This window comes from Tsukamurella conjunctivitidis (assembly GCF_007858475.1).
Classification (GTDB): Bacteria; Actinomycetota; Actinomycetes; order Mycobacteriales; family Mycobacteriaceae; genus Tsukamurella; species Tsukamurella conjunctivitidis.
Map to the genome: position 1 here is coordinate 27861 of NZ_VIGX01000019.1, position 25722 is coordinate 53582.

Here is a 25722-nt window from a genome sequence, read left to right on the forward strand (position 1 = left end):
GGCGTCAGTACGTGCCGTTGATGCAGTGGTCCACGACGGGGATCATCGAGGAGACCGTGACCTCGCGCGGATTGCCCGGCGTGCACCAGTCGTCCTGGATGTGCTCCGAGATCGCCAGCACCGACTTCTCGTCGCCCTTGATCACCTCGCCGCGGCCGGCGTACTTGCCCGAGTTCATCTGGTTCTTGTCGTACGAGTCGGTGCGGATCTGCCCGAAGTTGTCGGGGATGCCGACGTCCTTCGCGAGCCGGATCGCCGCCTCCACCGCGGCGTCCGCGGCCTGCACCGTGGTCATGTTGCGGGTGTCGACGCCCATCGCGACGGCGATCTCGGCGTACCGCTCGTAGCGCGAGGGCAGGTTGTACTCCCACACACGGGGCAGCGCGATCGCGTTGTTGAGGCCGTGGTGGCTGTCGAAGAAGGCGGAGACGGCGTGCGAGATCGAGTGCACGATGCCCAGACCGCCCGAGTTGAAGGCCTGCGCCGAGATGTACTGCGCGTTCATCATGCCCTCGCGGGCCTTGAGGTTGCGCGGCTCGAACGTGGCCTCGCGCAGGTTCTTCGCGACCAGCTCGATCGAGTACAGGGCGTTGCCCAGCGACGGCGCGAAGTCCAGCCGCGAGACGTAGGGCTCGCTGCCGTGCGCCAGCACGTCGAAGCCGCAGTACGCCGTGAAGTGCTGGGGGCACGAGTAGTACAGCAGCGGGTCGTCGATCGCGAGCGTCACGATGGAGGCCTCGTCGAAGGCCACCCACTTGTGCGGCTTGTCCATGTCGGACGTGTCGGTGATGACGTACGCCCACGAGGTCTCCGAGCCGGTGCCGGCGGTGGTGGAGACGGCGATGTGCGGCGGGTTCTTCTTGTTGGTGGACTTGGCGAAGCCCTCGAACTCGTTGATGTTGCGACCGTCGTGCGCGATGACCACGCGGGCGCCCTTGGCGGCGTCGTGGCTGGAGCCGCCGCCGACGGAGATGATGCTGTCGCACTTCTCCTTCTCGTACATCGCCGCGGCCTCCATGACGTTGTAGTCCTTGGGGTTCGACTCCACCTTGTCGAACAGGACCACCTCGACGCCCTGGTACTCGATCTTGCCGATGAGCTCCTCGATGATGCCCGAGCCGCGGAGGCCGGTGGTCACCAGCAGGGCGCGCTTGAAGCCGAGGTTCTTGGCCTCCACGCCGATGATGTCGTGCGCGCCGACGCCCATCAGCGCGCGGGGGAAGGGGTGGAACTCCTTGATCGGGAAGTCCCAGATCTGGTTCAGCTCGATGGCCATGTCGTCTCTCCTGCGTCTGCGGTCCGGCGAGATGGCGTGATCCATCTCACAGACACACTGTGGGCGCGGAAAGGAGTGGGTGGGAGGGCTTGTGGGCGAAACCGTACGGTCGCCGGTCCCGACCCGTCCGGTCGGGTAGGTGCGCGACCGGCCCGACCGGCGGGCTAGCGTGCGCCGGCGCGGAGGTAGTGGCCCGTCTGCTGATCGCGGCCGTAGCCGGGGACGAACTCGCCGAGCCGGAAGACGACGCGGCCGCCGATGCCGGTGGCGACCACGGTCGCGTCGTTGCGGTTGACCATGCGGGAGAGGTCGTCGAAGAAGGGCGCCTCCGCCTCGTTGTAGGCGTCGACGGTGTCGTCGAGCCGCTCCGGATCGACGATGACGAAATCGGCGCGGTCGCCCTCGCGGAGGAATCCGGCGTCGAGCCCGAACCAGGTCGCGAGCTCGCCGGTGAGCCGGTGGACGGCACGGCCCAGCGGGAGCACCGTGCGGCCCGCTTCCTCGGCGTCGCGCATCCGCTTGAGGAAGCGCAGCGGGAAGTTGTAGAAGGCCATGTTGCGCAGGTGCGCCCCCGCGTCGGAGAAGCCGAGTTGGAAGTTCGGGTCCGCCGCCATCTCGTCGAGCACGGCGGGGCGGTGGTTGCCGACCGTGGTGGTCCAGCGGACGTTCTTCTCGCCGTTCTCGACCAGGACGTCGAGGAAGGCGTCGAGCGGGGCGACGCCCCGCTCCTCGGCGATGTCCGCGAAGTTCCGGCCGATCAGCGAGGCGTCCGGGCACTCGACGATGACGGCCTCGCGGAAGTCCTTGTGCCACAGTCCGGGCTTGTGCTTCTTGAGGGCGAACTCGCGCCGGAACCGCCGCCGGTAGTCGGTGTCGGCCATGAGCGCGTTGCGCTCGAGCTGGTCCCGGATGTGCAACGCGGCGGTACCCGCGCCGAACTCCTCGAAGACGGGCAGATCGATGCCGTCCGAGTAGAGGGTGAAGGGCAGGGGGAGGTGTTGGAAGGAGACTCGGGACCGGAAGATCCGGTTGCCCAGCGCGGCGGCGCGGCTGAGGAATCGGTGCGCGCCGGGGGCGGACTTCGAATCCGCGGCGACCAGCAGCGACGTCCGGACGGGGCGTCCCGGCGACAGGCGGTCGCCGGAGGCGAGGAAGAACATCACGGCCGTGAGCGGATTGTTGATGTTCGGCGCGCTCTGCAGGATCCGGCCGCGCTTGCGCAGGACGTTGATGAGGTGCCACCGCTCGTGCCACCAGGCGTAGGTCGACGGCAGTGCGCGGGAGCGGTAGCGGTCACCGTCGAGCTTGTCGATGGGCGCGTCCATCCCGGACATGCCCAGCATGCCGGCGTCGAGGGCGCGGTCGAGCATCTCGGCCATCCGGCGCAGTTCCGCGCGGGACGGGAACGACCAGGTGTCCGTGGCGCGGCGCAGGCCCATCACCGCGGTGCGCAGGCCCGAGTGGCCCAGGAAGGAGGCGACGTTGGGGCCCAGGGGCAGCGAATCGAGGCGTTTGACGTACCCCTCGGGCTCGGTCCAGTCCTGGAAGTCCTCCAGGGCCGCGATGACGTGCTTGCGGGGCACGGCCTCGACGCGGCTGAACAGGTCGGCGGCGTCCTCGGCGCGGGAGTAGACCGTCGACATCGAGCAGCAGCCCAGGACGGCGGTGGTGACGCCGTGCCGGACGGACTCGCTGAGGCCGGGATTGAGGAGGATCTCGGCGTCGTAGTGCGTGTGGATGTCGACGAAGCCGGGGAGGACCCATTTCCCGCGGGCGTCGATCACCTCGGGGCAGCCGGCCTCGTCGAGCGGCTCGCGCGCGACGGTGGCGACGCGGTCGCCGATGATGCCGAGGTGGGCCGGCCGCGGCTCCGCACCGGTGCCGTCGAACCACAGTCCGTCGCGGATGATGAGGTCGTAGCGCATGGGGCTCCCCGCTCGTCGTGTGACGATTGCGAGCCTAATCGATTCGGCGCTCGCGCGCCGGGCCCCGGCGGGATCGGGCCCGGCGCGGGGGAGGTCAGCGGGCGGCGACCAGGTGACGCTCGGTGGTGGCGGTCAGCTCGTCGAGCAGCGCGGCGAGCTCGGCCGGGCGGCGGTCGATCGGGGCGAACGCGCCCTCGCCGTCGAAGTCGGTGAACAGGCCGAGGCTGACCTGGGCGCGGGCGTCGACCATGGAGAAGTTCGCGGTGATCTGGCGCCAGTGCTCCACGGCGCGCACGCCGCCGTCAGCGCCGTAGGCGACGAAGCCGACCGTCTTGCCCGCCCACTCCGGGCCGATGGAGTCGAAGGCGTTCTTGAACGCGCCCGGGATGGAGTGGTTGTACTCGGGGGTGACGAAGACGAAGCCGTCCTGGGCGTCGACGGCCTCGCCCCACGCGGTGACCGCGGCGCTGTCGTACTGCCGGTTCGCGGCGCCCGGCACGGTGGCGGAGGTCAGCAGCGGGACGTCGAACTCCTTGAGGTCCAGCACGGTGACCTCGACGCCGTCGCGCGCCGCGGCGGCCGCGGCGACCCACTGGCCGACCTGCTCGGCCTTGCGGCCGTCGCGGATGGAGCCGAGGATGATGCCGATCTTCATGGGGGTCCTTTCGACGGGGTTGCCGCCCGCTCGGGCGTCGACCCCACCGTAACGTAGCGGACCGTGGTCCGCTACCAGGACGGTCGGTCCGGCCCGTTCGGCGGCGCACTCGTTGCCCCCTGCGCGTGACGGCACAATGGCGGTCATGAACGACGACGATCCGGTACTGGCCCACGTCGGCCCCCGGCTGCGGGCGATCCGGCAGGAGCGGGACATCACCCTCACAGCGGTGGCGGAGGCCACGGGCATCTCGGTGAGCACCCTGTCTCGGCTCGAGGGCGGCACCCGCAAGCCCACCCTCGAGCTCCTCCTGCCGCTCGCGCGCACCTACGGCCTGCCGCTCGACGAGCTCGTCGACGCGCCCGAGACCGGTGACCCGCGCGTGCGACTGAAGCCGGTCCGACACGGCGACCGCACCGTCGTGCCGCTCACCCGGCGGGCGGGCGGGCTGCGCACGTTCAAGGAGGTCATCCGGCCGCGACCGGGCGAGGGGGTCGCGCCGACGCCGGTCTCGCACCCGGGCTACCACTGGGTGTACGTGCTCGACGGCGCTCTGCGCCTGATCCTCGGCGAGAAGGAGATGGTCGTCAAGCCCGGCGAGGTGATCGAGTTCGACACCCGGTTGCCGCACTGGTTCGGCAGCGCCGACGGGCAGCCGGTGGAATACCTCGGCATCTACGGCCCGCAGGGCGAACGCGCGCACCACGTGAGCAGGGCCGGCGGACCGGAGTGAGCCTCCAGGTCACTCGTTGCTGAGGCCGGTGGCCTTGCGGAGGTGACTGACGCCCGGCAGCTTGTTGACGCCGCGCTGCACGTCGCTGAGTTTGTTGGTCACGTCGACGAGGGGCGGCAACACGGCGTCGAGCGTGTTGAGGGCCGGATCGGCGACGGCGGTGAGCCGCTCGACCCGGTCGATGACGTTGTTGGCGCGCTCGATCATGTCGGCCATCGCGAGCATCACCTTCGGCAGCTCGGCGATCAGCTCGATCGTGTCGGGCGGGATGGTACTGAGCTTGCCGACGCTGGTGACGGTGCGCCCGGTGTTGTCCATCGCCTTGCCGGCGGCCGCGCGGACGGAGTCGACCAGGTCGTTGACCGATTCGCTGATGCTGGGTGGGGCCTTCGGGGGCTCCGGCTTTCTCGCCATGCGTCGATCATCGCCCGTCGCGCGCGCCCGCACCGGGATTTCGCTAGAGCGACGCGCCGAACCGCTCCACCGCGGCGCGTGCGGTGCGCAGGCCCTCGCTGTCCGGTCCGTCGACGGTGACCGCCCCGGACGGGTGCAGGACGACCTCGCCGATCGAGTCGCCGGTGGTGTTCACGCGCACCGCCCAGGCGTAGGCCTCGTCGGCCAGCCAGGCGTCGGGGCGCAGTTCCGTGAGGTACCACGCCCCGACGTTCAGGCCGACCGGATCCACGTGATCAGGCCTCGTCGGACTTGATCTCGAGCAGCACGGTGCCCTGCGTGACCGCGGTGCCGGGCTCGACGGCCAGGCCGGTCACGATGCCGTCCTTGTGCGCGGCGACCGGGTTCTCCATCTTCATGGCCTCGAGCACGACGACGAGGTCGCCGGCACTGACCTGCTGGCCGTCCTCGACGGCCACCTTCACGACGGTGCCCTGCATGGGCGCGGTCACCGAGTCGCCGGTAGCGGCGACGCCGGCGCCGCGGTCGCGGGTGCGCGCCTTCGGCTTGCGGCGGATCACGCCGGCACCGCCGGCCGCGCCGCCGCCACCGCCGAGCGAGAGCTCACCGGGCAGCGAGACCTCGACGCGACGGCCGTCGACGACGACGACCACGTTCTGGCGCGGCAGCGAGTCGTCCTCCTCGATGGCCTGGCCACCGGTGTACGGCTCGATCGGGTTCTCCCAGTCGGTCTCGATCCACTTGGTGTAGACCTCGAAACCGTTCTCGTCGCCGACGAAGGCCGGGTTGGAGACGATGTGGCGGTGGAACGGGATGACCGTCGCGAGGCCCTCGACCTCGAACTCGGCGAGCGCGCGCCGCGAGCGCTCCAGCGCCTCCTGGCGGGTCGCACCGGTCACGATGAGCTTGGCGAGCATCGAGTCGAACTGGCCGCCGATGACATCGCCCTGATCCACGCCGGAGTCGACGCGCACGCCGGGGCCGGTGGGCTCGCGGTACACGCTGATCGGACCGGGGGCGGGCAGGAAGCCGCGTCCGGCGTCCTCGCCGTTGATGCGGAACTCGAAGCTGTGACCGCGGGGAGTGGGGTCCTCCGTGATCGTCAGTTCCTTGCCCTCGGCGATGCGGAACTGCTGGCGCACGAGGTCGATGCCCGCGGTCTCCTCGGTGACCGGGTGCTCGACCTGCAGACGGGTGTTGACCTCGAGGAAGCTGACGAGGCCGTCGGCCGCGACGAGGAACTCGACGGTGCCCGCGCCGTAGTAGCCCGCCTCGCGGCAGATGCGCTTGGCCGACTCGTGGATGGCGGTGCGCTGCTCCTCAGTGAGGAACGGCGCGGGCGCCTCCTCGACCAGCTTCTGGAAGCGACGCTGCAGCGAGCAGTCGCGCGTGCCGGCGACCACGACGTTGCCGTGCTGGTCGGCGATGACCTGGGCCTCGACGTGGCGGGCCTTGTCCAGGTAGCGCTCCACGAAGCACTCGCCGCGGCCGAAGGCCGCGACGGCCTCGCGGGTCGCCGACTCGAACAGCTCGGGGATCTCCTCGATGGTGTACGCGACCTTCATGCCGCGGCCGCCGCCGCCGAACGCCGCCTTGATGGCGACGGGCACGCCGTACTCCTTCGCGAAGGCGACGACCTCGTCGGCGTCCTTGACCGGGTCCTTGGTGCCCGGCGCCATCGGCGCGTTCGCGCGCTCGGCGATGTGGCGCGCGGTCACCTTGTCGCCCAGGTCGCGGATCGAGGCCGGCGACGGGCCGATCCAGGTCAGGCCCGCGTCGATGACGGCCTGCGCGAAGTCGGCGTTCTCGGACAGGAAGCCGTAACCGGGGTGGATCGCGTCGGCGCCCGACTTCTGCGCGGCGTCGAGGATCTTGTCGAAGACGAGGTAGGACTCGGCCGAGGTCTGGCCGCCCAGGGCGAAGGCCTCGTCGGCGAGCCGCACGAACTTGGCGTCGGCGTCGGGCTCGGCGTACACGGCGACGCTGGTCAGGCCGGCGTCCCGGGCGGCGCGGATGACGCGGACGGCGATCTCACCGCGGTTGGCGATGAGTACCTTCTCGATCTTCTTGTCAGCGTGGGCTGCCACTCAAGTCTCCTCGTTCCGTTGCGGCGCGCAGCGGCGCGCCGCCCTTACATGTCCCGTCCGGGCGCAACTCCTGACGAGTGTATGCCTACTCACTTGTGGCGCAGCCGACAGTCCCCTCGCGGGTTCGGTTACCCACGAGTAACCGTCGCATCGCCTATTTCGGTCACCAACGAACGTAGCGCGCCGAGGTACAGGGTGACACTCCGGCGTGCCGTGTCGAAGCCGGGGAACCGCGCCGCCACGTGCAGACCGGACGGAGTGCGCAGCATCCACAGGTAGACGTCGTCGATCGAGTAGTCGCGCGAGCGCAGCGCCGCGGCGCCGCCCATGTCGTTGACGTCCGAGCCCGGAGCGGAGCGGGTGTCCATGAAGGAGACGACGAAGCGCGGCGGCGGCGCCTGGGAGCGGCCCGGCTCGTCCGCGAGCACCTCGCCGATGCGCAGGTAGGGCAGGGTGCTGCCGATCTTGGAGTGCTTCCATGCCGCCTGCGCCCGCTGCGCCAGCTCGCCGAAGGTGCGCGTGCCGGTGGTGTCGAGCCGGAACGGCGCGATGCCCACGAACCAGCCCAAGGCCGCGATCCACTGCTCGGCGTCCCGCGTGTGGCGCGTGACGGCGCACCGGAAGACGGGGCCGAAGCCCAGGTCCGTGTTGATCTTCGCCATGCAGGCGAGGACGCCCGTCACGAGCGAGGCGCCCGATTCCGAGCAGACGCGGGTGAAGTTGTTGGACCGGTCGTCGTCGAGCAGGTGGAAGTTCAGCGCCCCCTGCGGCAGGCGCGGCACCCCGTCGGGGTCGCGGCTCAGCGCCGCCCGGGTCTCGTCGGCGAGCACCTTCGCGCTGAGCGGGAGCAGCGGCATCGGGAACGGATCGGGCTTGAAGCCGGTCTCGCTGAGGTACTCGTCCCACATCTGCGCCGCGGGGTGGCTCGCGCCGGCCCGGTCCGCCGACTGCCGGTCGGTGTCCGAGTAGTTGACGTAACTGCCGGTGGGCAGTAGGCGCGGCGCATCGGCGTGCACCGCCTCCCGGTAGAACTCCCGCAGCTCGTACGGGCTCAGGATCAGCGAGTAGCCGTCGAGCAGGGAGTGATCCGCGGCGAAGAACAGCGTGAAGGAGTCCTCCCGCGCCACCGTCGAGAACATGTAGGCGGGCCAGGTCAGCGGCGCGGTGGCCCGGTCGAACTCGCCGAGCAGCTGCTCGGCGAGGGGCCCCGTCGACCGGTAGGTGCCGATCACCTTGACCCGCAGGTCGACGGTGGCGGTCTGCGCGCTCCGGCGCCGCGGCCGGCCGTCCTCGAGGAAGACGTGCGTCCGGAGCACCTCGTGGCGGTCGATCCACGCCCGGAGCGCGGTCCGCAGCCCCGGGATCGAGAGCGGCTCGTCGAACTCGACGCCGAGGCCCAGCCACGACTCGCGGCCGCCGTCGATGTGCCGGCGTCGCAGCACCGCCTGCGCGCCCCGCAGGTGGGCCTCGTGGACGTGCGACGTGGCGCGCGGGTCGTCGCGCCACCGCGCCGCCGGGCCCGTCGTGGGGATCCAGTTGCGCAGTTCACCCGGGCGCAGCGGGTACGCGTCCAGCTCGGTGAATTGCATTGGCGGGCTCGCTCGAAGGGCCGGGTTATCCGGCGAGCCGGCGCTTGATGCGGGCGAGCATCGCCGACATGCCGCGCAGCCGCAGCGGGCTGACCACGGAGTCGAGGCCGAGGGCGTGGTGGAAGTCGTCCGGCACGGCGATGATCGCCGCGGCCGGCTGCCCGTCGAGGCCCTGCGCCAGGATCGACGCGAAGCCGCGAGTGGTCGGCGCCTCGGGCGGCGCGCTGAAGTACAGCCGCACCGACTCGGGATCCGAAGCGTCGACGTCGAGGAACAGCGGCGACTGGCACTCCGGAACCGGCTCCATCGCCGCCGCCGTCAGATGCTCGGGGAGCTCGGGCAGCTCGCGCGAGAACTCCAGCAGCAGTTCGAGGCGGTCCTGCTCACCGACGCCCGCGAAGTCGTCGACGATCTCCGCCAGCGGCGCGGGGAGGCCGGCCGTCATGAGGTCGACGCCGCGCCCGGCACAGCGCCGGGGTCTTCGCCGCGCGCGATGGGCGCGCGGACGGTGTTGCCCCACTCCGTCCAGGATCCGTCGTAGTTGCGGACGTCCGAGAAACCCAGCAGGTGGGTGAGCACGAACCACGTGTGACTCGAGCGCTCGCCGATGCGGCAGTACGCCGTGACCGGCGCCTGCGGGTCCAGGCCGCCGTAGACCTCGAGGAGGTCGGCGTGCGGGAGGAACCGGCCGTCCTGCCGGGCCGCCTTCGCCCACGGGATCGACACCGCGGTGGGGATGTGGCCCCCGCGCAGGGCCCCCTCCTCCGGGTAGTCGGGCATGTGCGTGCGCTCGCCCGTGTACTCCTGCGGCGACCGTACGTCGACGAGCGCGCGGCGCCCGATGTCGGCGCGCACCTCATCGGCGAAGGCGCGGATCACCGAGTCGTCGCGTTCGACGACGGGGTAGTCGCTGCGCGGGTACTCCGGCTGCTCCAGCGAGACGTCGCGGGCGTCGCTGATCCACTTGTCGCGGCCGCCGTCGAGCAGGCGCACGTCCGGGTGCCCGAAGAGGGTGAACACCCACAGCGCGTAGGCGGCCCACCAGTTGGACTTGTCGCCGTAGATCACCACGGTGTCGTCGCGGCTGATGCCCTTGGCGCGCATCAGTTCCGCGAACTGCTCACCGGTGATGTAGTCGCGGGTCACCGGGTCGTTCAGGTGCAGGTGCCAGTCCACCTTCTGCGCCGTCGGGATGTGCCCGATGTCGTAGAGGAGCACGTCCTCGTCGGACTCGATCACCTTCAGGCCGGGGACACCGAGGTGCCCGCTCAGCCAGTCCGCGGTGACGAGGCGCTCGGGGTGTGCGTAGTCCTGCAGTTCCGCGCTCGGATCGGTCTCGATAGCCACGTCCGCCAGCCTAGCCTCCACACGCTCCGGGCGCGCCGCGGCGACCCCGTCGGGCGGTGTGCGCCCGGCCTCAGCGGACGGCGTACTCGTGGACCGCCTCCTCGACCACCCCGCGCAGGTCCGCGGCGGCGGCGAGGTTGGTCGCGGCGAACAGCGACATCTCCGACTCGGTGCCGGTCCACCCGACGTACAGGTACGGGGGCCGCGGCCCCGGCACCCGGCCGGGCAGCGACGACCACGCCAGGCGGAACCACGTGCGGTCCGCCGGGGTGCCGTCGGGGGCGCGGACCGGCGCGGGCAGGGCGCCGACGCCCGCGCAGGTCGTCACCGGGTGCGCCGGATCGGGCGGCGCGTCGATGAGCGCCGCCAGCGTGCGACGGGGGAGCAGCGTCAGGAGCGGGCCGAAGGCGTCGTAGCGCCCGGCGTCCGGGAGCGCGCCCAGGACCCCTTTGACGTCGGCGCGCAGAGCCACCACTCCCTCGGGGCCCGCCGTGGGATCGACGAGGAGTTCGGCGTCGACGATCGCGTTGCCGCGCAGGTCGCCCTCCTCGCGCCGGTTCACCGACAGGCCCAGCGCGGCCCGCCCGTCGGGCCGCACCCAGCCGAGGGCGGCGGCGATCCGTGCGGTGGCCCGGAACAGCAGGGTCGATTCGGTGCCGCCGGACTCGGCGGCGCGGGCCGCGAGGCCCTCGCGGTCGAGGTGCACGGCGGTCCAGCGATCCGGGCCGACGGGGTACGCGCGGGGCGGCCCGTCGTGCTCGAGGCGCCCGCGGGCGAGGCGGGCCGCCGTCGCCGCCGCGCGCGCCGCGGCCGGCAGTTCGCGCGCCGCCAGTGCGGCGTCGCGCCGTGCGGCACGAAGCGGGGGAGCGGCCTCCCGCGGGTAGGGCAGCTCGCGCGAGGCGCCCAGCGCCGCCTCGGCGACGGCGGTCGCGGTGCCCACGCCGTCGGCGAGGACGTGCGAGACCACCAGCGTGACAGCGGAACCGCCGTCGGTCAGGGGCAGCACCCCGAGATGCCAGCCCGGCCCCGACCACGGGTCGATCGGCGCGGCGGCCCGTTCGTCGAGCCAGTCGTCGATCGCCGCCCGCGGCCGCGGAGAGGCCTCGACGGCGATCCGCGGCGCGGCCGTCGTGGCCACCCAGCGGTCCCGTCCGAAGGGCAGCGGTGAGTGCGCGATCCGCCGCCCCAACAGCCCGCTCGTGAGGGCGGTGCGGAACCGCTCGAGGCCCGCGGCGTCGACCCCGTCGTCGTAGACCCAGACCACCTGGATGAGCGAATTGCGGCCGGTCGCACGGGTACCGGAGGCCGCGCCCTGGTCGACGAAGGCGAGCAGGTCGGCCGTCATGCGGCCGCTCCGGCGCCGACGAGGCCGGATTCGATCCGGTCCCGGATCCGGCGGGCGGCCGCGGGCGCCAGGGTGCCCGGGGCGTGCCGCAGCTCGATCGAGAGCCGTCCGTCGAAGGTCAAGGCGTGGTGATGCAGCCCGACCAGCGGGGCGAGGGCCTCGGGCGGGGCGTTCCGGACCAGGACGCGGACCCGGTCTATGTCGACCTCCGAGCTGGTGTGGAAGTCCACGGCGGTGACCCCGTCCGGCGTCGACGGCGCAGGGATCGCCCCGATGTTGCTCAGCCGCACCGGGACCCCGCCGCTCACCGTCACCGGCGCGGAGCCGGCGAGCGCGGCGGCGACCGTGCCGTCCGCGAGGTCGGTACGGAGCCGGTCGAGGACCGCGCGGCCGATCTCCTCGGGAGCGGAGTCGCCCCGCACCGCGACGGGCACGGTCGACGAGCCGGCGAAGTTCGTGACCGCCGCGGCGGGGACGGCGGGCTCCGCGCGGGCCCGCAGGTCGACCGGGCTGAAGACGGCCAGCGGTACCGCCTCGTCGGTGGGGCGGTCGAGTTCGGCCCGCTCCGCGGCGACGATGATCCCGGCGAGCAGGCCGTGGACGCTCAGACCCGCCTCCTTCGCCCGGCGCCGCAGGGCATCGGTCGTGGCGGCGTCGAGCCGGATCCGGTCGAAGGCGAAGTCGCCGGCGTCGACGTCGGCGGGCGTCGGCACCGACGCGGTCGGGACGACCTCCACCACGGACGGCGCCGGCGAGGAGGCCGCCGCGAGGCGATCCGCCAGGTCCGTCGGCGCGGCCGGGAGCCCGGCGGGGGCCGCGGCCTCGGCGCCCGAGTACAGCTCCCACAGACGCAGATTGAGGTACAGCGCATGTGCGCCGTCGGCGACCGCGTGACTCACACCGAGGGTCACCCGGTGCAGCTCGCCGTCCGAGACGAGCTGCACGGCGGAAACGGCGTTCTCGACGTCGACGCCGAGCCGGACGTCGCCCGGGACGAAGGGGCGCAGCTCCACCTGGATCGCGGCGGCGTCCTGCTCGGGCGGGGAGTCCGGGGCGACGAGGTCGAATCCGAAGGCGTGCGCCTCGATCCGGCCCGCGAGGACCGGGTACTCGCGGCGCAGCGAGGCGAAGGCCCCGGCCAGGCGGTCCGCCACCACCGGGCCGCGGACCACGAAGCTGCCGCTGGAGGTGGTTCCCGTGAGCACGTAGGGGATCTCGAGCGGGGTCAGGGCGCGTCGGGGCATCTCACACCTCCAGTCCGGCGAGCGAGACCACCGAGGCGGTGTCGAAGTCGACGGTGTCGGGCGCCGTGACCGGCGCGATCGTCCGCACATCGACCCCGTCGTCCTCGGCGATCGACTCGATGATCGTCGCGGCGCGCCGAGCGGGGATGTCGCCCAGGTCGATCAGGGACGAGATCCGCTGGGCGCGGCGGCGGGTGGCCGGGGCGAGCAGCAGGTCGAAGGCGGCGTGCAGCCGTTCGGCGGTGACGTTGCGCATCGGCAGGCACGCGCCGACGCCGAGGTCGGTGACGCGCGCGCCCCAGAAGGGCTGGTCCGCGAGCACCGGGCAGATCAGCGTGGGCAGGCCCGCCCGCAGCGATGCGGCGGTGGTGCCGGCCCCGCCGTGGTGGACGGCGGCGGCGCAGTGCGGCAGCACCTCCGCGTGCACCACCTCGTCGACGACGCGGATGTGCTCGCCCAGGTCGGCGCCGACCAGATCGCTCCACCCGGCGACGATGAGGCCGCGGCGGCCGCGCTCGGCGCAGACCCGGGCGAAGGTGCGCGCCATGCCGTCGGGGTCCGCGATGCGCATGCTGCCGAAGCCCCAGTAGATGGGGGCGTCGCCCTCCGTGAGCCAGGCCATGAGGTCGGCGTCCGTGCGCTTCTGCTCACCCTGGCGCAGCCAGGCGTCGGCCGGGACCTCGAGGAAGCCGAGCATCGGCCGGGTCCGGCTGAACTCGGGGACCAGGTCGGGGGTGAGCGCGGGGTCGTAGAGCTGCAGGTCGACGATCTCGTTGGCGTCGCGGTTCTTCGCGCGGCGCGACCGGTAGGGGGCCTCGCCGACCGACATCCGATGGAAGTTCACGGCGGCCCGGACGTGCGTCCAGGTGAACGAGTCGCCGAGGGCCCAGGTCGCGCGCTTGACCATCCGGGGCGAGCGGGAGAGCACGTCGCTGGTCAGGCCCGCCGGCGTGTACTGCGTCATCGGGTAGACGCTGTTCGTGGTGCCGGGGAAGAACCGGTAGCTGATGATGCTCGCGCCGCTGCGCCGGCTGATCGGGAGCGCGAAATCGACGGCGTCCGAATGGGTCAGCACCACATCGGCGTCACGGCAGACGATCTCCGTCTCGCGCGAGATGGTGGCGATGTTGCGGATCAGCCAGCGCCCGTAAGCCCGCATCCGTTCGACGGGCCGGTGGATCACGTCGCGGTAGTCGTCGTCGTAGTCCGGCACGAAGTCGTTGAGCCGGTGCGCGTCGAGCCCGGCCGAACGGATGAGGCGCACCAGGGGGTCGCCCATCGCGGCGATGGTCACGTCGTGCCCGCGGGCGCGCAGCGCCAACCCGATCGCGATCGTCGGCTGGACGTCGCCGCGGCTCCCCATGGCGAGGATGCAGACCTTCATGTCAGTTCGTCCTTTCGACGGTCGGGTGGAGCTCGGTTCGAGGGGGCACGGGGGCCGGGACGGCACCCTCCGGGGCGGCGGCGAGCGCGTTCCGGACGGGGCGCAGGAGCAGCAGCGTGAGCGGCAGCACGGGCAGGGCGACGAGCAGTGGGATCACCTGACAGGCGACCACGGCGTAATCGATCGGCAGGCCGAGCGCCGCGGTGATCGAGGCGGTGGTACTGAGCACGACCGCCACGAGCCACAGCGGGTCGACGGCGCGGAGCGCCCGGACGCAGCGGCGTTCGGTCCGGACGCGGCGGTTCCATCGCTGGGCCCGGGCCGTCTCGCCGCGCACCGTGAGCCGCATCATGAGGGTCGCGACGGCCGGCCGCCGCAGGACCAGCCCGGCGGCGATCGCGACGGCCATGAGCGCGCCGATGGCCGTCTCCACCAACAGGATCACCCGCGGGCTGCCCGAGATCGCGGCGGCGGTGATCGAGGCGGCCAGCAGGGTGAGCGTGAACAGCTCCAGCGGGTCGGTCGCGCGGCGCACCAGGGTCCGGAGGAGGATCCGCAGGGCGACGAGGGTGGTGCCGACGACCAGCGCGACGAGTTGGCCGGTGCCGACCAGGTAGCGCAGCGAGAAGTACACGCCCAGTTGGAGCGCGACGTCGACGAGCAGCGCCACCGGCGGGGCGGGTGGCGATTCGGTGTCGGCGAGGGGGACCGTCATGCGGCGGTTCCGATCGCCACCAGCCGGTGCGCGCCGTCCTCGATCCGCTCGAGGAGCCGGCGCCGCACCGCCCCGTCGAGCGTGCCGGGGAGCACCCGCAGCTCGACCGACAACCGGTCGCCGAAGGTGGAGACGAGGTAGGAGGAGCCGATCGGCGCGGCCGGAACGCCGTCCCCGTCGTGGCCCTTCGCGTACTCGCGGATCCCGGACGCGCTGCGGACGATCTGCGCGTGGAAGTCGAGGACGTCGAGGCCCGCCGGGGTGACCGGTGCGGGTACCTCGCCCAGGTTGCTGATGAGGACGGGCGGCCCGTGGCGCCGGGTCCGCGGATCCGGCATCGGGCTCACCGCGGTCCGCAGCACCGTGCCGTCGCGGACGTCCGCGCGGATCCGGTCGGCGACGGTGCGCGCGATCTCCTCGGTCGGGGCGTCGCCGACCGCCACGTAGGAGAAGCCGCAGAGCGCGGTCACCGAGCGCAGCGGGATCGGCGGGTCGATCCGGCCGCGGAAGTCGACCGGGGTCAGCAGGGCGACCGCCGCTCCCTCCGCGCACTCGCCGAGCTCGGCCCGCGCGATGAGACCGCTCACCAGCGCGTGCGGTGAGACGCCGTGGGCACGCGCCGCGGCGGCCAGCGCCGCGGTCTCGGACGCACCGAACCGGACGCGCAGCGCGTCGTCCACGTCCGGGCCCGGCTCCGCGGGGAACTCCGTCGGTACCGCGCCGTGCCAGACGGTACCCGCCAGCCGTTCCTCGTAATCGAGCTCCTCCGGCAGATGCCCGCGCGCCGCCATCACCAGGTGCGGCTCCGCCGGGAAGTCGTTGGCGCGCCGGATGATCGGCGTCGCACCGCTGGCGAGCGCGGTGTACAGCTCGAACAGCCGGGCCGCGATCGCGACGATGCCGGACCCGTCCGTCGCCGCGTGGCTGGCCCACAGGGTCAGGCGGTGGCGCTCGCCGATCCCGGTGAGCGACAGGGCCGCCAGTTGCTCGGAGCCGACGAACCACGGCGGCGTCTGCTCGTAGCCGGTCCACGGCGCGGTGCTGTCGCGGAAGCCGATCGCGGCGGCGACGGCGGCGTCGCCCGGGGCGAAGTGCGGGCGGCCCTTGACGTGCACGATGCGCGCCGCGAGCACGGGGTACTCCTCGAGCAGGGCGCTGAAGGCGGACCGCAGTGCGGTGCCGTCGACGACGCCCCGCAACTCGAACGACGTGCCGATCACCTCGCGCGAGGTGGGGCGCACGAAGGAGGCCTCGGAGAAGGTGAGTGCGCGGTGGTTCTGCATGAGCGGCTCCTGTTCGGACGGCGGGGCGGCGGATCAGGCCGCGGGGGCGCGGCGGGCGGCGGCGTGGACGAGGGCGTCGATGCGGTCGGCGACGGCGGTGCGTGCCGCAGCGGAGGCGGTGCCGCCGAGGGTGATCGCCTCGATCCCGAGGCGGCCGCGGAAGGTCGAGACCTGGTGGATCGTGGCCGACGGGGCGGGGCGCCGCGGACCGTCGGGCACGTGGAGCGCCGAGGAGTCCATCGACAGGACGGGGCGCAGGTCCTCGGCGACCAGCCCGTCGGGCAGCTCCACGTCGAGCGGGCCCAGGTTGCTGAGCACCACCGGCGGCTCGGGCACTTCGCCCGCTCCGGCGGCGCGCGCCAGCGCCGTGAGGGCGCGCCCGCCCCGGACGTCCCGGCGCACCGTGCGGGCGAGGTCCTCGCCGACGACGGCGGGGTCGGAGGCGGCGGTCAGTTCGACGGCGGCGTACGACGCGCCGACGAAGTTGGTCACCTCGGTGGGATCGAGCATCGGGCGCACCCGGCGACGGAGATCGACGAGCGTCATCGCGCCGATCCGCACGGGCGCCGCCGGATCCTCGTCGAGGAAGCCGGCCCGCTCGGCGGTGAGCAGGATCCCGGAGAGCAGCGCGTTCAGGCCGATGCCCTCGGCGGCCGCGAGCAGCCCCGCGGTGGTGTCGGGGGAGAAGCGCAGCGAGACGGTCTCGGGGAGCACCGCGTCGCCGGCGCGCGGGCCGAGGACGGGCGCGCTGCCGTACCACCGCGCACCGTCGAGGCGGGCGCGGCCGGTGCTGACCTTCGGCACGTCGAGGTCGGCGAGGATCCGCTGCGCCGACCGGGGGAAGGGCTGCGGCGTCCCCGGGTCCGTGGCGCCGGTGCGCACCAGCGCTGTGTAGTGCGACCAGAGCCGCGTGAGGAGGGCGTACAGGTGGGTGCCGTCGGCGAGGGCGTGGTTGACGGCGAGCGCGACGCGGTGCCGGTCGCCGAACGAGGTGACGTGCAGACGGGCGAGCGCCGCGGTGGGGTCGACCAGGGGGTCGCCGGGACCGTCGGTGCGGGTGGCACCGCCGACGGGCGGGACGAAGGCGTGGCCGTCGGCGGTGGGTGCGACCGCGGCGTCGAGCGCGGGGTGCTCGGCGCGCAGCGCGGCGAAGGCGTCGGACAATGCGTCGGAGTCCAGCGGGCCGCGCACGGTCAGCTCGAAGGCGCACGTGGTGGGATGCGGGCCCACGAACCCGATCTCGGACGAGGCGAGGGGACGAAGCGTCGTGGTCATGGGAAGACGCTAAGACGCCGTCCATTCCCTTCGCGAGGCGAAGGAGTGGTGTCGCTCGTCACGCTCCCGGACCCTTGACCAGGGTTGGCGGATGCCGTGCGGGGTGGATACTTCGGTGTTCTTGCAGCTCGAACGGCGTACGTGATGGAAACTTCGAGTGTGGCACCGAGCTGCGGAAACGCTGTGATTGCTCGCCGTTAACGAGATGATTACACGAACAGTGCACAGAATCCTGTGAAGTCCACCACGTCCGAGATGGTGAAGATCAGGCTCGGTCGGACCACAGCTCGACGGGCGAGACGCCCAGCTCGGCGAGCAGCTGCCGGGTCAACGGCAGCGAGATGCCGATCACCGAGCTCGGATCGCCCTCGAGGCCCTCGACGAACCAGCCGCCGAGCCCGTCGAGGGTGAAGCCCCCGGCCACCTCGAGCGGCTCGCCCGTCGCGACGTAGGCGTCGATCTCCGTGTCCGACGGTGCGCCGAACCGCAGCGTCGTGCCGCGCGTGCCGCTGACGGTGCTGCCGGGGCCGGCCACGGCACCGTCGTCGAGCCGGATGGCGCAGTGTCCCGTGAGGAGGCGGCCCGTGCGCCCGCGCATCGCGCGCCAGCGCGTGGCGGCCACCTCGGGGGTGTGCGGCTTGCCGACGAGCTCGCCGTCGATGGAGAGCATCGAATCGCAGCCGATCACCACGGCACGGCCGGGCAGCGGCCCCTCGGCGATGATCCGGTCCACCACGTCCTGCGCCTTGGCCCGCGCGAGGGCCGCGACGGCGTCCTCGTGCGCGACGTCCGGGCCCAGGTCGGCGAGGATCGCGTCCTCGTCGACCTGGGACACCGAGACCAACGGGGACGTCCCGGCGGCGCGCAGCACCGACAGCCGCGCCGGCGAGGCCGACGCGAGCACGAGGCGCACGGGAGCGGCGATGAGCTACGACCCCTTGGTCCAGAAGACCGGCGTCTGGCTGGTGAAGGCGTTGGGGCCGTTGAAGTACTGCGGGCGCATCCGATCGCGGACATCGCCCCACAACGACTTCGGGCCCTCGGGGCCCGTCTGCGGCGCCGAGCCGGTGGCCGCGGCGAGCACCGCGACCACGGCGGCGACATCCGCGTCCGAGGGGTTGCCCTTCTCGAACCGGATGGCGGCGCGCAGCTTCTCGACGTCGGCGGCGCTGGCCTCCACGGGCTTGTCGTTCGCGCTCACAGCGGGATGTTCCCGTGCTTCTTGGGCAGGGTGGCGACCACCTTGCGCTCGAGCATGTTCAGCGCCGTGACGATCTGGCCGCGGGTGTGCGAGGGCGGGATCACGGCGTCGACGTAGCCGCGCTCGGCCGCCACGTACGGGTTGACCAGGGTGTCCTCGTACTCCTGCTGCAGCGTCAGGCGCAGGGCCTCGACGTCCTCGCCCTTCTCGGCGGCCTCGGCCAGCTCCTTGCGGTAGACGAAGCCGACGGCGCCGCTCGCGCCCATCACGGCGAACTGGGCGGTGGGCCACGCGAGGTTGATGTCGGCGCCCATGTCCTTGCTGCCCATGACGCAGTAAGCGCCGCCGTAGGCCTTGCGGGTCACGACGGTGATCTTCGGGACCGTGGCCTCGCCGTAGGCGTAGAGCAGCTTCGCGCCGCGGCGGATGATGCCGTCGTACTCCTGGCCGGTGCCGGGCAGGAAGCCGGGCACGTCGACCAGGGTCACGATCGGGATGTTGAAGGCGTCGCAGAAGCGCACGAAGCGGGCGGCCTTCTCGGAGGCGTCGATGTCGAGGCAGCCGGCCAGCTGGGTGGGCTGGTTCGCGACGATGCCGACGCTGCGGCCGTCGACGCGGCCGAAGCCCACGATGATGTTCATCGCGCGCTGCGGCTGGATCTCGAGGAACTCGTCGTCGTCGAGCAGGCGGCGGATGACCTCGTGCATGTCGTACGGCTGGTTCGGCGAGTCCGGGATCAGCGTGTCCAGCTCGCGGTCCTCGTCGTTCACCGAGTCCTCGATCGAGCCGGTGAGGGGGTCCGTCGGCACGAAGCGCGGGGCCTCGGCGCGGTTGTTCGAGGGCAGGTAGGTGAGCAGCTCGCGGACGTAGTCCAGCGCGTCCTGCTCGCCCGACGCGACGTAGTGCGCGGTGCCCGACTTGGTCATGTGGGTCTGGGCGCCGCCCAGCTCCTCCTTCGTGACCTCCTCGCCGGTCACGGACTTGATGACGTCCGGGCCGGTGATGAACATCTGGCTCTCGTGATCGACCATCACCACGAAGTCGGTCAGCGCGGGGGAGTAGACGTGGCCGCCGGCGGCCGCGCCCATCACCACGGAGATCTGCGGGATGACGCCCGAGGCCTGCGTGTTGCGGAAGAAGATCTGCGAGTACAGGGCGAGCGAGACGACGCCCTCCTGGATGCGCGCGCCGGCACCGTCGATGATGCCGACCAGCGGGCGGCCCGTCTTGGTGGCCAGGTCCATGACCTTGACGATCTTCTCGCCGTAGACCTCGCCCAGCGAGCCGCCGAAGACGGTCGAGTCCTGGCTGAAGACGCACACCTCGCGGCCGTCGATGGTGCCGTAGCCGGCCACCACGCCGTCGCCGACGGGGCGCCGCGCCGCCATGCCAAAGTTGGTCGAGCGGTGCTGGGCCAGCTTGTCCAGCTCCACGAACGAACCCTCGTCGAGCAGCGCGAGCACGCGCTCGCGGGCCGTCAGGCGGCCCTTCTCGTGCACCTTCTCGATCGCCGCCGGGCCCATCGGGGCCATCGCCTCGGCGTCCTTCTTGCGGAAGGCCGCCAGCTTGCCGGCGGTGGTGTGGATGCTGGGCTCGGCGTCAGCGTTGTTGCCGGCGCCGGAGGCGCCGTCGGTGGTGGAGGCACTCGTCATAGAACCGACTCTAACCAATAGAGTCGGTCCGGAACCGCACTGCCCATCGATGGAGGAGGTCGTGGTGCTCCCCGATCAAACGGTGATCGCCGATGCCGTGCGCGGCACGCGCTGGCACGAGGTGTCGGTGGTACCCACCACCGGCTCCACCAACGCCGACCTCGCGGACGGCGTCCGCGCCGGTGACGAGCCCGGGCGCGTGCTCATCGCCGACGTCCAGACCGCGGGCCGCGGCCGCCACCTGCGCCCCTGGTCGGCGCCGGCCGGCACCCAGCTGTCCCTCTCCGTGACGGTGGCGGTGCCCGCCGCCGCGGCGCCCCGCGCGGGCTGGCTGTCGCTGGTCACCGGCGTCGCCGCCGTCGCGGCCGTACGCGAGGTGACGGGCCTGCGCGCGGGCCTCAAGTGGCCGAACGACGTGCTGCTCGAGGCCGAGCCCGGCAAGCGGGGCGGGAAGACGGCCGGCATCCTCTCCGAGCTCGCCACCGGGCCCGGCGGCGCGCTCGTCGCGGTGATCGGCACGGGCCTGAACACGACGCTTGCCGCGGCCGACGTCCCCGTCGAGACCGCCACCTCGCTGCAGCTGGCGGGCGCCGAGGACCCCGACCGCACCGCGCTCGCGATCGCCTACCTGCGGCACCTCGACGCCGGCCTCGCCGCCTGGACCGACGATCCCGCCGCGGCCCGCGCCGAGTACCTGGCCGCCTGCGTCACCGTCGGCCAGGCCGTGACGGTCTCGCTCCCCGCCGACGAGGTGCTGCGCGGCACCGCGGTCGACGTCGACGCCGAGGGCCGGATCGTGGTCGCGGACGAGGCGGGCGCGCGCCACGTGCTCTCGGCCGGCGACGTGACCCACCTGCGGCCGGCCTGAGGCGTGGGCTTCCCGGCGAAGGCCCTCGTCGACGACGAGCGGATCCTGCTCCACACGCGGCCGCACGCCACCCGGATGATCGTGCCGGTGCTGGTCCTGTTCGCCGCGTGCGCCGCGGCGGGCGTCGCGCTGGGCCTGCTCAGCCGCGCCAGGCTCGACGGGGCGCTGCCCGACTGGCTGTTGCTGGCGATCGTCGTGGTCTGGCTGGCGGTCGTCGGCTGGTGGACGGCCCGGCCGTGGGCGGTCTGGCGCGCGACGCATCTCGTGGTCACGGACCTGCGGATCATGTTCCGCTCGGGCATCCTGCGCCGGCGGGGCATCGACATCCCGCTGCGCCGCATCAACTCGGTGCAGTACCACCAGAGGCTGGTCGACCGCATGCTGCGCAGCGGCGTGCTCACCGTCGAATCCGCGGGCGAGGACCCGCTCGACTTCCCCGACGTGCCGCGGATCGCCGCCACGCACGCGCTGCTCGTGGACGCGCTGGACGACGCGGACGACGACCGGGGCCGCGGCGGCTACTCGGCGGAGTACCCTCGGCGGTCATGACCACGCGGGTGCTCCTGGCCGAGGACGACGAGGCGATCGCATCGCCGCTGGCCCGCGCGCTCTCGCGCGAGGGCTACGAGGTGACCGTCGCCGATACGGGCACCGATGCCCTGCGGCGCGCTCTGGGCGAGGAGTACGCGCTGCTCATCCTGGACCTCGGATTGCCCGAGCTCGACGGGCTGGAGGTGTGCCGCGAGGTCCGCTCCGCCCGGCCCGAGCTCGCGGTGCTCATGCTGACGGCCCGCACCGATGAGATGGACTTCGTGGTGGGTCTCGACGCCGGCGCCGACGACTACGTCGGCAAGCCCTTCCGCATGTTCGAGCTGATGGCCCGCACGCGCGCGCTGCTGCGGCGCAGTTCCCCGGCGCAGGACGCGCCCGAGGTCGTGGAGGCCGGCGGCATCCGGCTGGACGCGACGGCACGGCGGGTCACCGTCGACGGCGCCGACGTCGCCCTCGCGAACAAGGAGTTCGAGCTGCTCCGCTTCCTCATGGAGCACGCCGGGCGCCTCCTTTCCCGCGAGGAGATCCTCGCCGACGTCTGGGGCGACTCCGACCTGCGCGGCTCGAAGACCCTCGACATGCACATCTCCTGGTTGCGCCGCAAGATCGGCGACGACACCGGCGCGCAGCGCCGCATCGTCACCGTCCGCGGCGTGGGCTTCCGCTTCGACGCGGAGTAGGGATCGCGCGTTGCGATCGCAACGTATGATCCGCGGGTGCGAAATGCAGCCGGCCCAGTTCTGAACCGTCGCGCCGCGCTTGCCGGCGCCGCCGCCGCGATCGCCGTGGCCGCCCTGCCCGGGCGCGCCGGCGCCGCTCCCGACCGGACCCACTACGCGGCCATTGTGATCGGCACCGGCTTCGGGGGCGCCGTCGCGGCGGCGCGCCTCGGCGCGGCCGGCGTCGACACACTCGTCCTCGAGCGGGGTCGGTCGTTCCCGCACGACGACCGTGCCGCGACCTTCGCGCCGGGGACGGACATCACCGACCCGCGGGCGCTGTGGGCGCCGCAGTTCGGCCGGACCGGAGTGCTCGAGACCAAGTTGCTCGGCTCGGTGGCCGAGGTGAACGGCGCTGTGGTGGGCGGCGGATCGGTGGTCTACTGCGGCGCCACCGTCGCGCCGCATCCGCGCTACTACGACAAGGTCTTCCGGGCGGGCCCGTCGTACCGGGAGCTGAGCGGCGAGTACGTGCCCCGCGCGCTGCGCAGGCTGCGGGCGGAACCGATCCCCGGCGATGTCCGGGCGAGCGCGCCGTTCGCCTCGGTCCGCGTCTTCGACGCCATGATGGCCCGCGCGGGCATGCCGTGTTCGCCCCTCGCGTCCACCTTCGACTGGGGCGTGGTGCGGCGCGAGCTCCGCGGGGAGGTCCGGGCGTCGGCGATCGCCGGCGAGTGCGGCTTCGGCAACAGCAACGGCAGCAAGCGCAGTCTCGACACCACCTACCTGCGGGACGCTCTCGCGGCAGGGGTGGCCCTGCGGACGTTGCACCGCGCCGTGGCCGTGCGGCAGGAGAGGGACCGGTTGGCCGTCGAGGTGGAGGTCCTTCGGCCCGACGGTGCCGTGGACCGGCGTCGCACGTTCACGTGCGGCGAGCTGTACCTGGGCGCCGGGGCGTACGGCACGACAGAACTGCTGCTCGCCTCCCGGCTCGCGGGCGGCCTGACCCGGATGAACGAGCACGTGGGCACCGGCGTGGGGGACAATTGCGATCAGTTCCTGGCGCGCGTGCCGGCGATCGTGCCGCAGCTCGATCCGATGGCGATCGTGTCCTCGGCGTTCGTCGACGACGACCCGAACTACCAGCCGATGCGTGTGGAGAACCTCGGCACCGGCATCCCCAGCGGGGCCGTCGGGGCGTTGCTGATCGGCGTCGACTGGGAGAACCGGACGAGGTGGAGCACCGCCTCGGGCCGCCCGGAACTCGTGGTGCCGCCCGGCGCGCTGACCCGCGATGCCGGACCCGCGGCCGCGCGGGTCGCCGAGCGGGTGACGGCGGCCAACGGCGGCGTCGCGCTCACCCCGCTGCCGGGTTCCGTGGTCCCCGGCCTCGCTCCGGCGATCGCGCTCTCCTCGGGGCGGCTCCCGGTCTCCCTCACCGCGCACCTGCTCGGCGGTGCCCCGATCGGGCTGGCGACGGACGCCGCCGGTCGCCTGCACGGCCATCCCGCGATCCGCATCGTCGACGGTGCGCTCAACCCCGGCAACGCCTGCGGCGCCAATCCGTCGCTGGTGATCACCGCGTTCGCGGAGTACGTGATGGACCGCGCCCGCCGCGCGGCGTGAGTCAGCGGGGCTCGGGCTCGCGCGCGACCCGGGGTTCCGCGGCGTCGTCGGGCCCTGCGGCCGGGAGGAACAGGGCGAAGGTCGTGGGCCTACGGCTCTGGAGCTGCAGTCGGCCCCCGTCGGCCTCGGCGAAGGCGCGGGCCAGGGCTAGGCCGACGCCCGTGCCGTCGCCCACCGAGTAGCCGCGCCGGAAGATGCGCTGCGCGTCACCGTCGGAGATGCCCGAGCCCTCGTCGGCGACCGTGACGAGCACCGTGTGCGCCCCGACCGAGCCGAGCGTGACCGTGACCTCGCCGCGGCCGTGGACCAGCGCGTTGTCGACGAGGACCGCGACGGCCTCCCGCGTTCGGGTCGCGGTGGCCCGGGCGGTGAGCGGCGGACCGTCGGACGGGCGGACCGTGAGGCGGCGGCCGGCGCGAGTGAACGCCGGCTCCAGGTCGGCGAGGAGGGGGGTGAGCTCCCCCCGGACGTCGACGGTGCCCTGCGGCGACCGCTCGACCCGCGCCATCTTCACCATGTCGCCGACGGACGAGGTGAGCCGGTCGACCTGGTCGAGGGCGGCGCGCGCCTCGGAGACCACATCGGGATCCGGGTGCAGGGTGAGCTCGTCGAGCCGGATGTGGATCGCGGTGAGGCGGCTGCGCAGCTGGTGGGAGACGTCCCCGACGATCTGTCGCTCGCGCTGCAAGCGATCGGCGATCTCCACCGTCGCGGTGTCGAGCACGTCGAGCACCCGGTCGAGCTCCTCGATGCCGTGCCGGTGCGGATCGGGGCGGAAGTCGCCGTTCGCGAGGCGCTGCGCCCGGTTCGCGACCTCCTGCACGGGGTCGGCGACGCGGCTCGCGGTGACCGCGGCGACCACGACGCCCGCGGTCAGCGACAGCACCATCACGATCAACTCGATGCTGAGCGCGCGGAACTGATCGTCGCGCACGCCGGAGTAGTCCTGCTCGATCCGCAGCGTTCCGGCATCACCCAGCGAGGTGCCCTCGACCATCGCGTGCTCGATGGGCCCCCGCCCGACCGCGAGGTCGCGCTGGGCCCCGGTCCGATCGGTGTAGGTGAGCACCAGCCGGCCGTCGGACGGGACCAGCAGGCGGAGCGCCTCGACCGGCGGTTCGTCGACCACGCCGGTGCGTTGCTCCTGGAGGAGGATCGCCGACGACGCCCGTTGCAGCCGGTGCTGGAGATCGGTGCGGGCCGTGTCGTCGAGCCAGCGCCACGTGTAGAACATGAGCGGGAGGCCGAGGAACAGTCCCGTGACCGCGACGACCGCGATGGTCGAGCGGAGGATCCGGTGCCGCACGCCCGGGAGGCTCAGCGGTCGGCCGAGGCGCCGCGGGTCTCGTCGTCGGGGATCGACTCCTGATCCGGGGCGTCGCGCATGTCCTCGGGGAACGCCCAGCGGCGCAGCGCCCAGAAGCGGAAGGCCATCTGCAGCAGGTTGCCGACGATGTAGTTGAGTACGAAGTCGACGATGATCAGCGTGGTCTTGGAGTCGACGTTGCGCAGGTCGAAGAAGTTGTTCGCGATGAAGATGGGCGCCGCCATGATGAGCACGCCGATGCCCGAGATGGCGAAGAAGAGCAGCGCCTCGTGGTGCTTCTCGCGGCCGCCGCGGTGCTTGAAGCTCCACTCGCTGTTGAGGATGTACGACAGGATCACGGCGCAGACGCCGGAGAAGACCTTGGCGACGGTCGGCTTGTCGTCGAGGACCGTCAGCACGAGCCCGTAGAAGATGGCGAGGTCGAAGACCGCCGTCGTGCTGCCCACGATGGCGAACTTGATCAACTCGTGGTGCTGCATGACGAGCCCGCGGAGCGGTGCCGGGGTGCGATCCAGAATCGCCTCGATGAATGCCACGTGCGCCACTCTAACGGAACCGTGAATAG

Annotated in this window: 25 protein-coding genes; 5 read left to right on the top strand and 20 right to left on the bottom strand. The window is 72.6% G+C overall.

What is annotated here, in order from left to right; translation table 11 throughout:
• Positions 1-4 precede the first annotated feature (4 nt).
• The 3 genes from mdo to FK530_RS20800 all read right to left on the bottom strand — a co-directional run bounded on the left by mdo (position 5) and on the right by FK530_RS20800 (position 3856).
• Positions 5-1276, bottom strand: a complete 1272-nt coding sequence (mdo, locus tag FK530_RS20790) for an NDMA-dependent methanol dehydrogenase (RefSeq protein WP_068522320.1) — start codon at positions 1274-1276, stop codon at positions 5-7.
• A gap of 164 nt (positions 1277-1440) precedes the next feature.
• Positions 1441-3201: an N-acyl-D-amino-acid deacylase family protein gene (locus tag FK530_RS20795; protein WP_146488880.1), complete on the bottom strand. Its 1761-nt coding sequence runs from the start codon at positions 3199-3201 to the stop codon at positions 1441-1443.
• Positions 3202-3295: 94 nt separating this feature from the next.
• A complete protein-coding gene (locus FK530_RS20800) occupies positions 3296-3856 on the bottom strand; it encodes an NADPH-dependent FMN reductase (protein WP_146488881.1) in 561 nt (186 codons plus the stop codon).
• 145 nt (positions 3857-4001) lie between these two features.
• Here FK530_RS20800 and FK530_RS20805 point away from each other — a divergent pair, with 145 nt between their 5' ends.
• The gene (locus FK530_RS20805) at positions 4002-4589 is read left to right on the top strand and encodes a helix-turn-helix domain-containing protein (RefSeq protein WP_146488882.1); all 588 of its coding nucleotides are present in this window, start codon (positions 4002-4004) and stop codon (positions 4587-4589) included.
• Between the two features lie 9 nt (positions 4590-4598).
• Here the strand turns inward: FK530_RS20805 and FK530_RS20810 are convergent, their stop codons facing one another.
• The 15 genes from FK530_RS20810 to FK530_RS20880 form a co-directional block, all read right to left on the bottom strand.
• The gene (locus FK530_RS20810; protein ID WP_146488883.1) at positions 4599-5003 is read right to left on the bottom strand and encodes a hypothetical protein; all 405 of its coding nucleotides are present in this window, start codon (positions 5001-5003) and stop codon (positions 4599-4601) included.
• A gap of 43 nt (positions 5004-5046) precedes the next feature.
• Positions 5047-5274 (bottom strand): hypothetical protein, encoded by a 228-nt coding sequence (locus tag FK530_RS20815; protein WP_068570459.1) that lies wholly within the window; start codon positions 5272-5274, stop codon positions 5047-5049.
• Between the two features lie 4 nt (positions 5275-5278).
• A complete protein-coding gene (locus tag FK530_RS20820) occupies positions 5279-7090 on the bottom strand; it encodes an acetyl/propionyl/methylcrotonyl-CoA carboxylase subunit alpha (RefSeq protein WP_146488884.1) in 1812 nt (603 codons plus the stop codon).
• Positions 7091-7218: 128 nt separating this feature from the next.
• Positions 7219-8679 (bottom strand): condensation domain-containing protein, encoded by a 1461-nt coding sequence (locus tag FK530_RS20825; protein WP_146488885.1) that lies wholly within the window; start codon positions 8677-8679, stop codon positions 7219-7221.
• Positions 8680-8704: 25 nt separating this feature from the next.
• Positions 8705-9124, bottom strand: coding sequence for a SufE family protein (locus FK530_RS20830; RefSeq protein WP_146488886.1), 420 nt, complete (start codon positions 9122-9124; stop codon positions 8705-8707).
• Positions 9121-10026 (bottom strand): sulfurtransferase, encoded by a 906-nt coding sequence (locus FK530_RS20835; protein ID WP_146488887.1) that lies wholly within the window; start codon positions 10024-10026, stop codon positions 9121-9123. The genes FK530_RS20830 and FK530_RS20835 overlap by 4 nt, the downstream gene beginning before the upstream one ends.
• Before the next feature lie 70 nt (positions 10027-10096).
• A complete protein-coding gene (locus tag FK530_RS20840) occupies positions 10097-11371 on the bottom strand; it encodes a hypothetical protein (protein ID WP_146488888.1) in 1275 nt (424 codons plus the stop codon).
• Positions 11368-12615, bottom strand: coding sequence for a phthiocerol/phthiodiolone dimycocerosyl transferase family protein (locus FK530_RS20845; RefSeq protein WP_146488889.1), 1248 nt, complete (start codon positions 12613-12615; stop codon positions 11368-11370). Before FK530_RS20845 ends, FK530_RS20840 begins: the two co-directional genes overlap by 4 nt.
• Position 12616: 1 nt before the next feature.
• Entirely contained in the window at positions 12617-13999 is a 1383-nt protein-coding gene (locus FK530_RS20850; RefSeq protein WP_146488890.1) for a glycosyltransferase, read from the bottom strand.
• A gap of 1 nt (position 14000) precedes the next feature.
• Positions 14001-14714, bottom strand: coding sequence for a VC0807 family protein (locus tag FK530_RS20855; protein WP_231706740.1), 714 nt, complete (start codon positions 14712-14714; stop codon positions 14001-14003).
• On the bottom strand, positions 14711-15997 hold the full coding sequence (locus FK530_RS20860) for a phthiocerol/phthiodiolone dimycocerosyl transferase family protein (RefSeq protein WP_146488891.1): 1287 nt from the start codon (positions 15995-15997) through the stop codon (positions 14711-14713). The genes FK530_RS20855 and FK530_RS20860 overlap by 4 nt, the downstream gene beginning before the upstream one ends.
• A 33-nt stretch (positions 15998-16030) precedes the next feature.
• Positions 16031-17272, bottom strand: a complete 1242-nt coding sequence (locus FK530_RS20865; RefSeq protein WP_146488892.1) for a phthiocerol/phthiodiolone dimycocerosyl transferase family protein — start codon at positions 17270-17272, stop codon at positions 16031-16033.
• Positions 17273-17537: 265 nt separating this feature from the next.
• Positions 17538-18176, bottom strand: a complete 639-nt coding sequence (locus FK530_RS20870; protein WP_146488922.1) for a Maf family protein — start codon at positions 18174-18176, stop codon at positions 17538-17540.
• A 24-nt stretch (positions 18177-18200) separates the two neighbouring features.
• A complete protein-coding gene (locus FK530_RS20875) occupies positions 18201-18473 on the bottom strand; it encodes an acyl-CoA carboxylase epsilon subunit (protein WP_146488893.1) in 273 nt (90 codons plus the stop codon).
• Positions 18470-20125 (bottom strand): acyl-CoA carboxylase subunit beta, encoded by a 1656-nt coding sequence (locus tag FK530_RS20880; protein ID WP_146488894.1) that lies wholly within the window; start codon positions 20123-20125, stop codon positions 18470-18472. Before FK530_RS20880 ends, FK530_RS20875 begins: the two co-directional genes overlap by 4 nt.
• A 64-nt stretch (positions 20126-20189) precedes the next feature.
• On the opposite strand from FK530_RS20880, the gene FK530_RS20885 reads away from it, so the two are divergent.
• The 4 genes from FK530_RS20885 to FK530_RS20900 are packed head-to-tail and all read left to right on the top strand — an operon-like array spanning position 20190 to position 23830.
• The gene (locus tag FK530_RS20885) at positions 20190-20993 is read left to right on the top strand and encodes a biotin--[acetyl-CoA-carboxylase] ligase (protein ID WP_316250503.1); all 804 of its coding nucleotides are present in this window, start codon (positions 20190-20192) and stop codon (positions 20991-20993) included.
• Positions 20994-20996: 3 nt separating this feature from the next.
• A complete protein-coding gene (locus FK530_RS20890; protein WP_146488896.1) occupies positions 20997-21542 on the top strand; it encodes a PH domain-containing protein in 546 nt (181 codons plus the stop codon).
• Positions 21539-22225, top strand: a complete 687-nt coding sequence (locus FK530_RS20895) for a response regulator transcription factor (RefSeq protein ID WP_146488897.1) — start codon at positions 21539-21541, stop codon at positions 22223-22225. Before FK530_RS20890 ends, FK530_RS20895 begins: the two co-directional genes overlap by 4 nt.
• A gap of 36 nt (positions 22226-22261) precedes the next feature.
• Positions 22262-23830, top strand: coding sequence for a GMC family oxidoreductase N-terminal domain-containing protein (locus FK530_RS20900; RefSeq protein ID WP_146488898.1), 1569 nt, complete (start codon positions 22262-22264; stop codon positions 23828-23830).
• A gap of 1 nt (position 23831) precedes the next feature.
• On the opposite strand, the gene FK530_RS20905 is transcribed toward FK530_RS20900, so the two are convergent.
• On the bottom strand, positions 23832-25136 hold the full coding sequence (locus FK530_RS20905; protein WP_146488899.1) for a sensor histidine kinase: 1305 nt from the start codon (positions 25134-25136) through the stop codon (positions 23832-23834).
• Positions 25137-25147: 11 nt separating this feature from the next.
• Positions 25148-25693, bottom strand: a complete 546-nt coding sequence (locus FK530_RS20910) for a GtrA family protein (RefSeq protein WP_146488900.1) — start codon at positions 25691-25693, stop codon at positions 25148-25150.
• Positions 25694-25722: the final 29 nt, after the last annotated feature.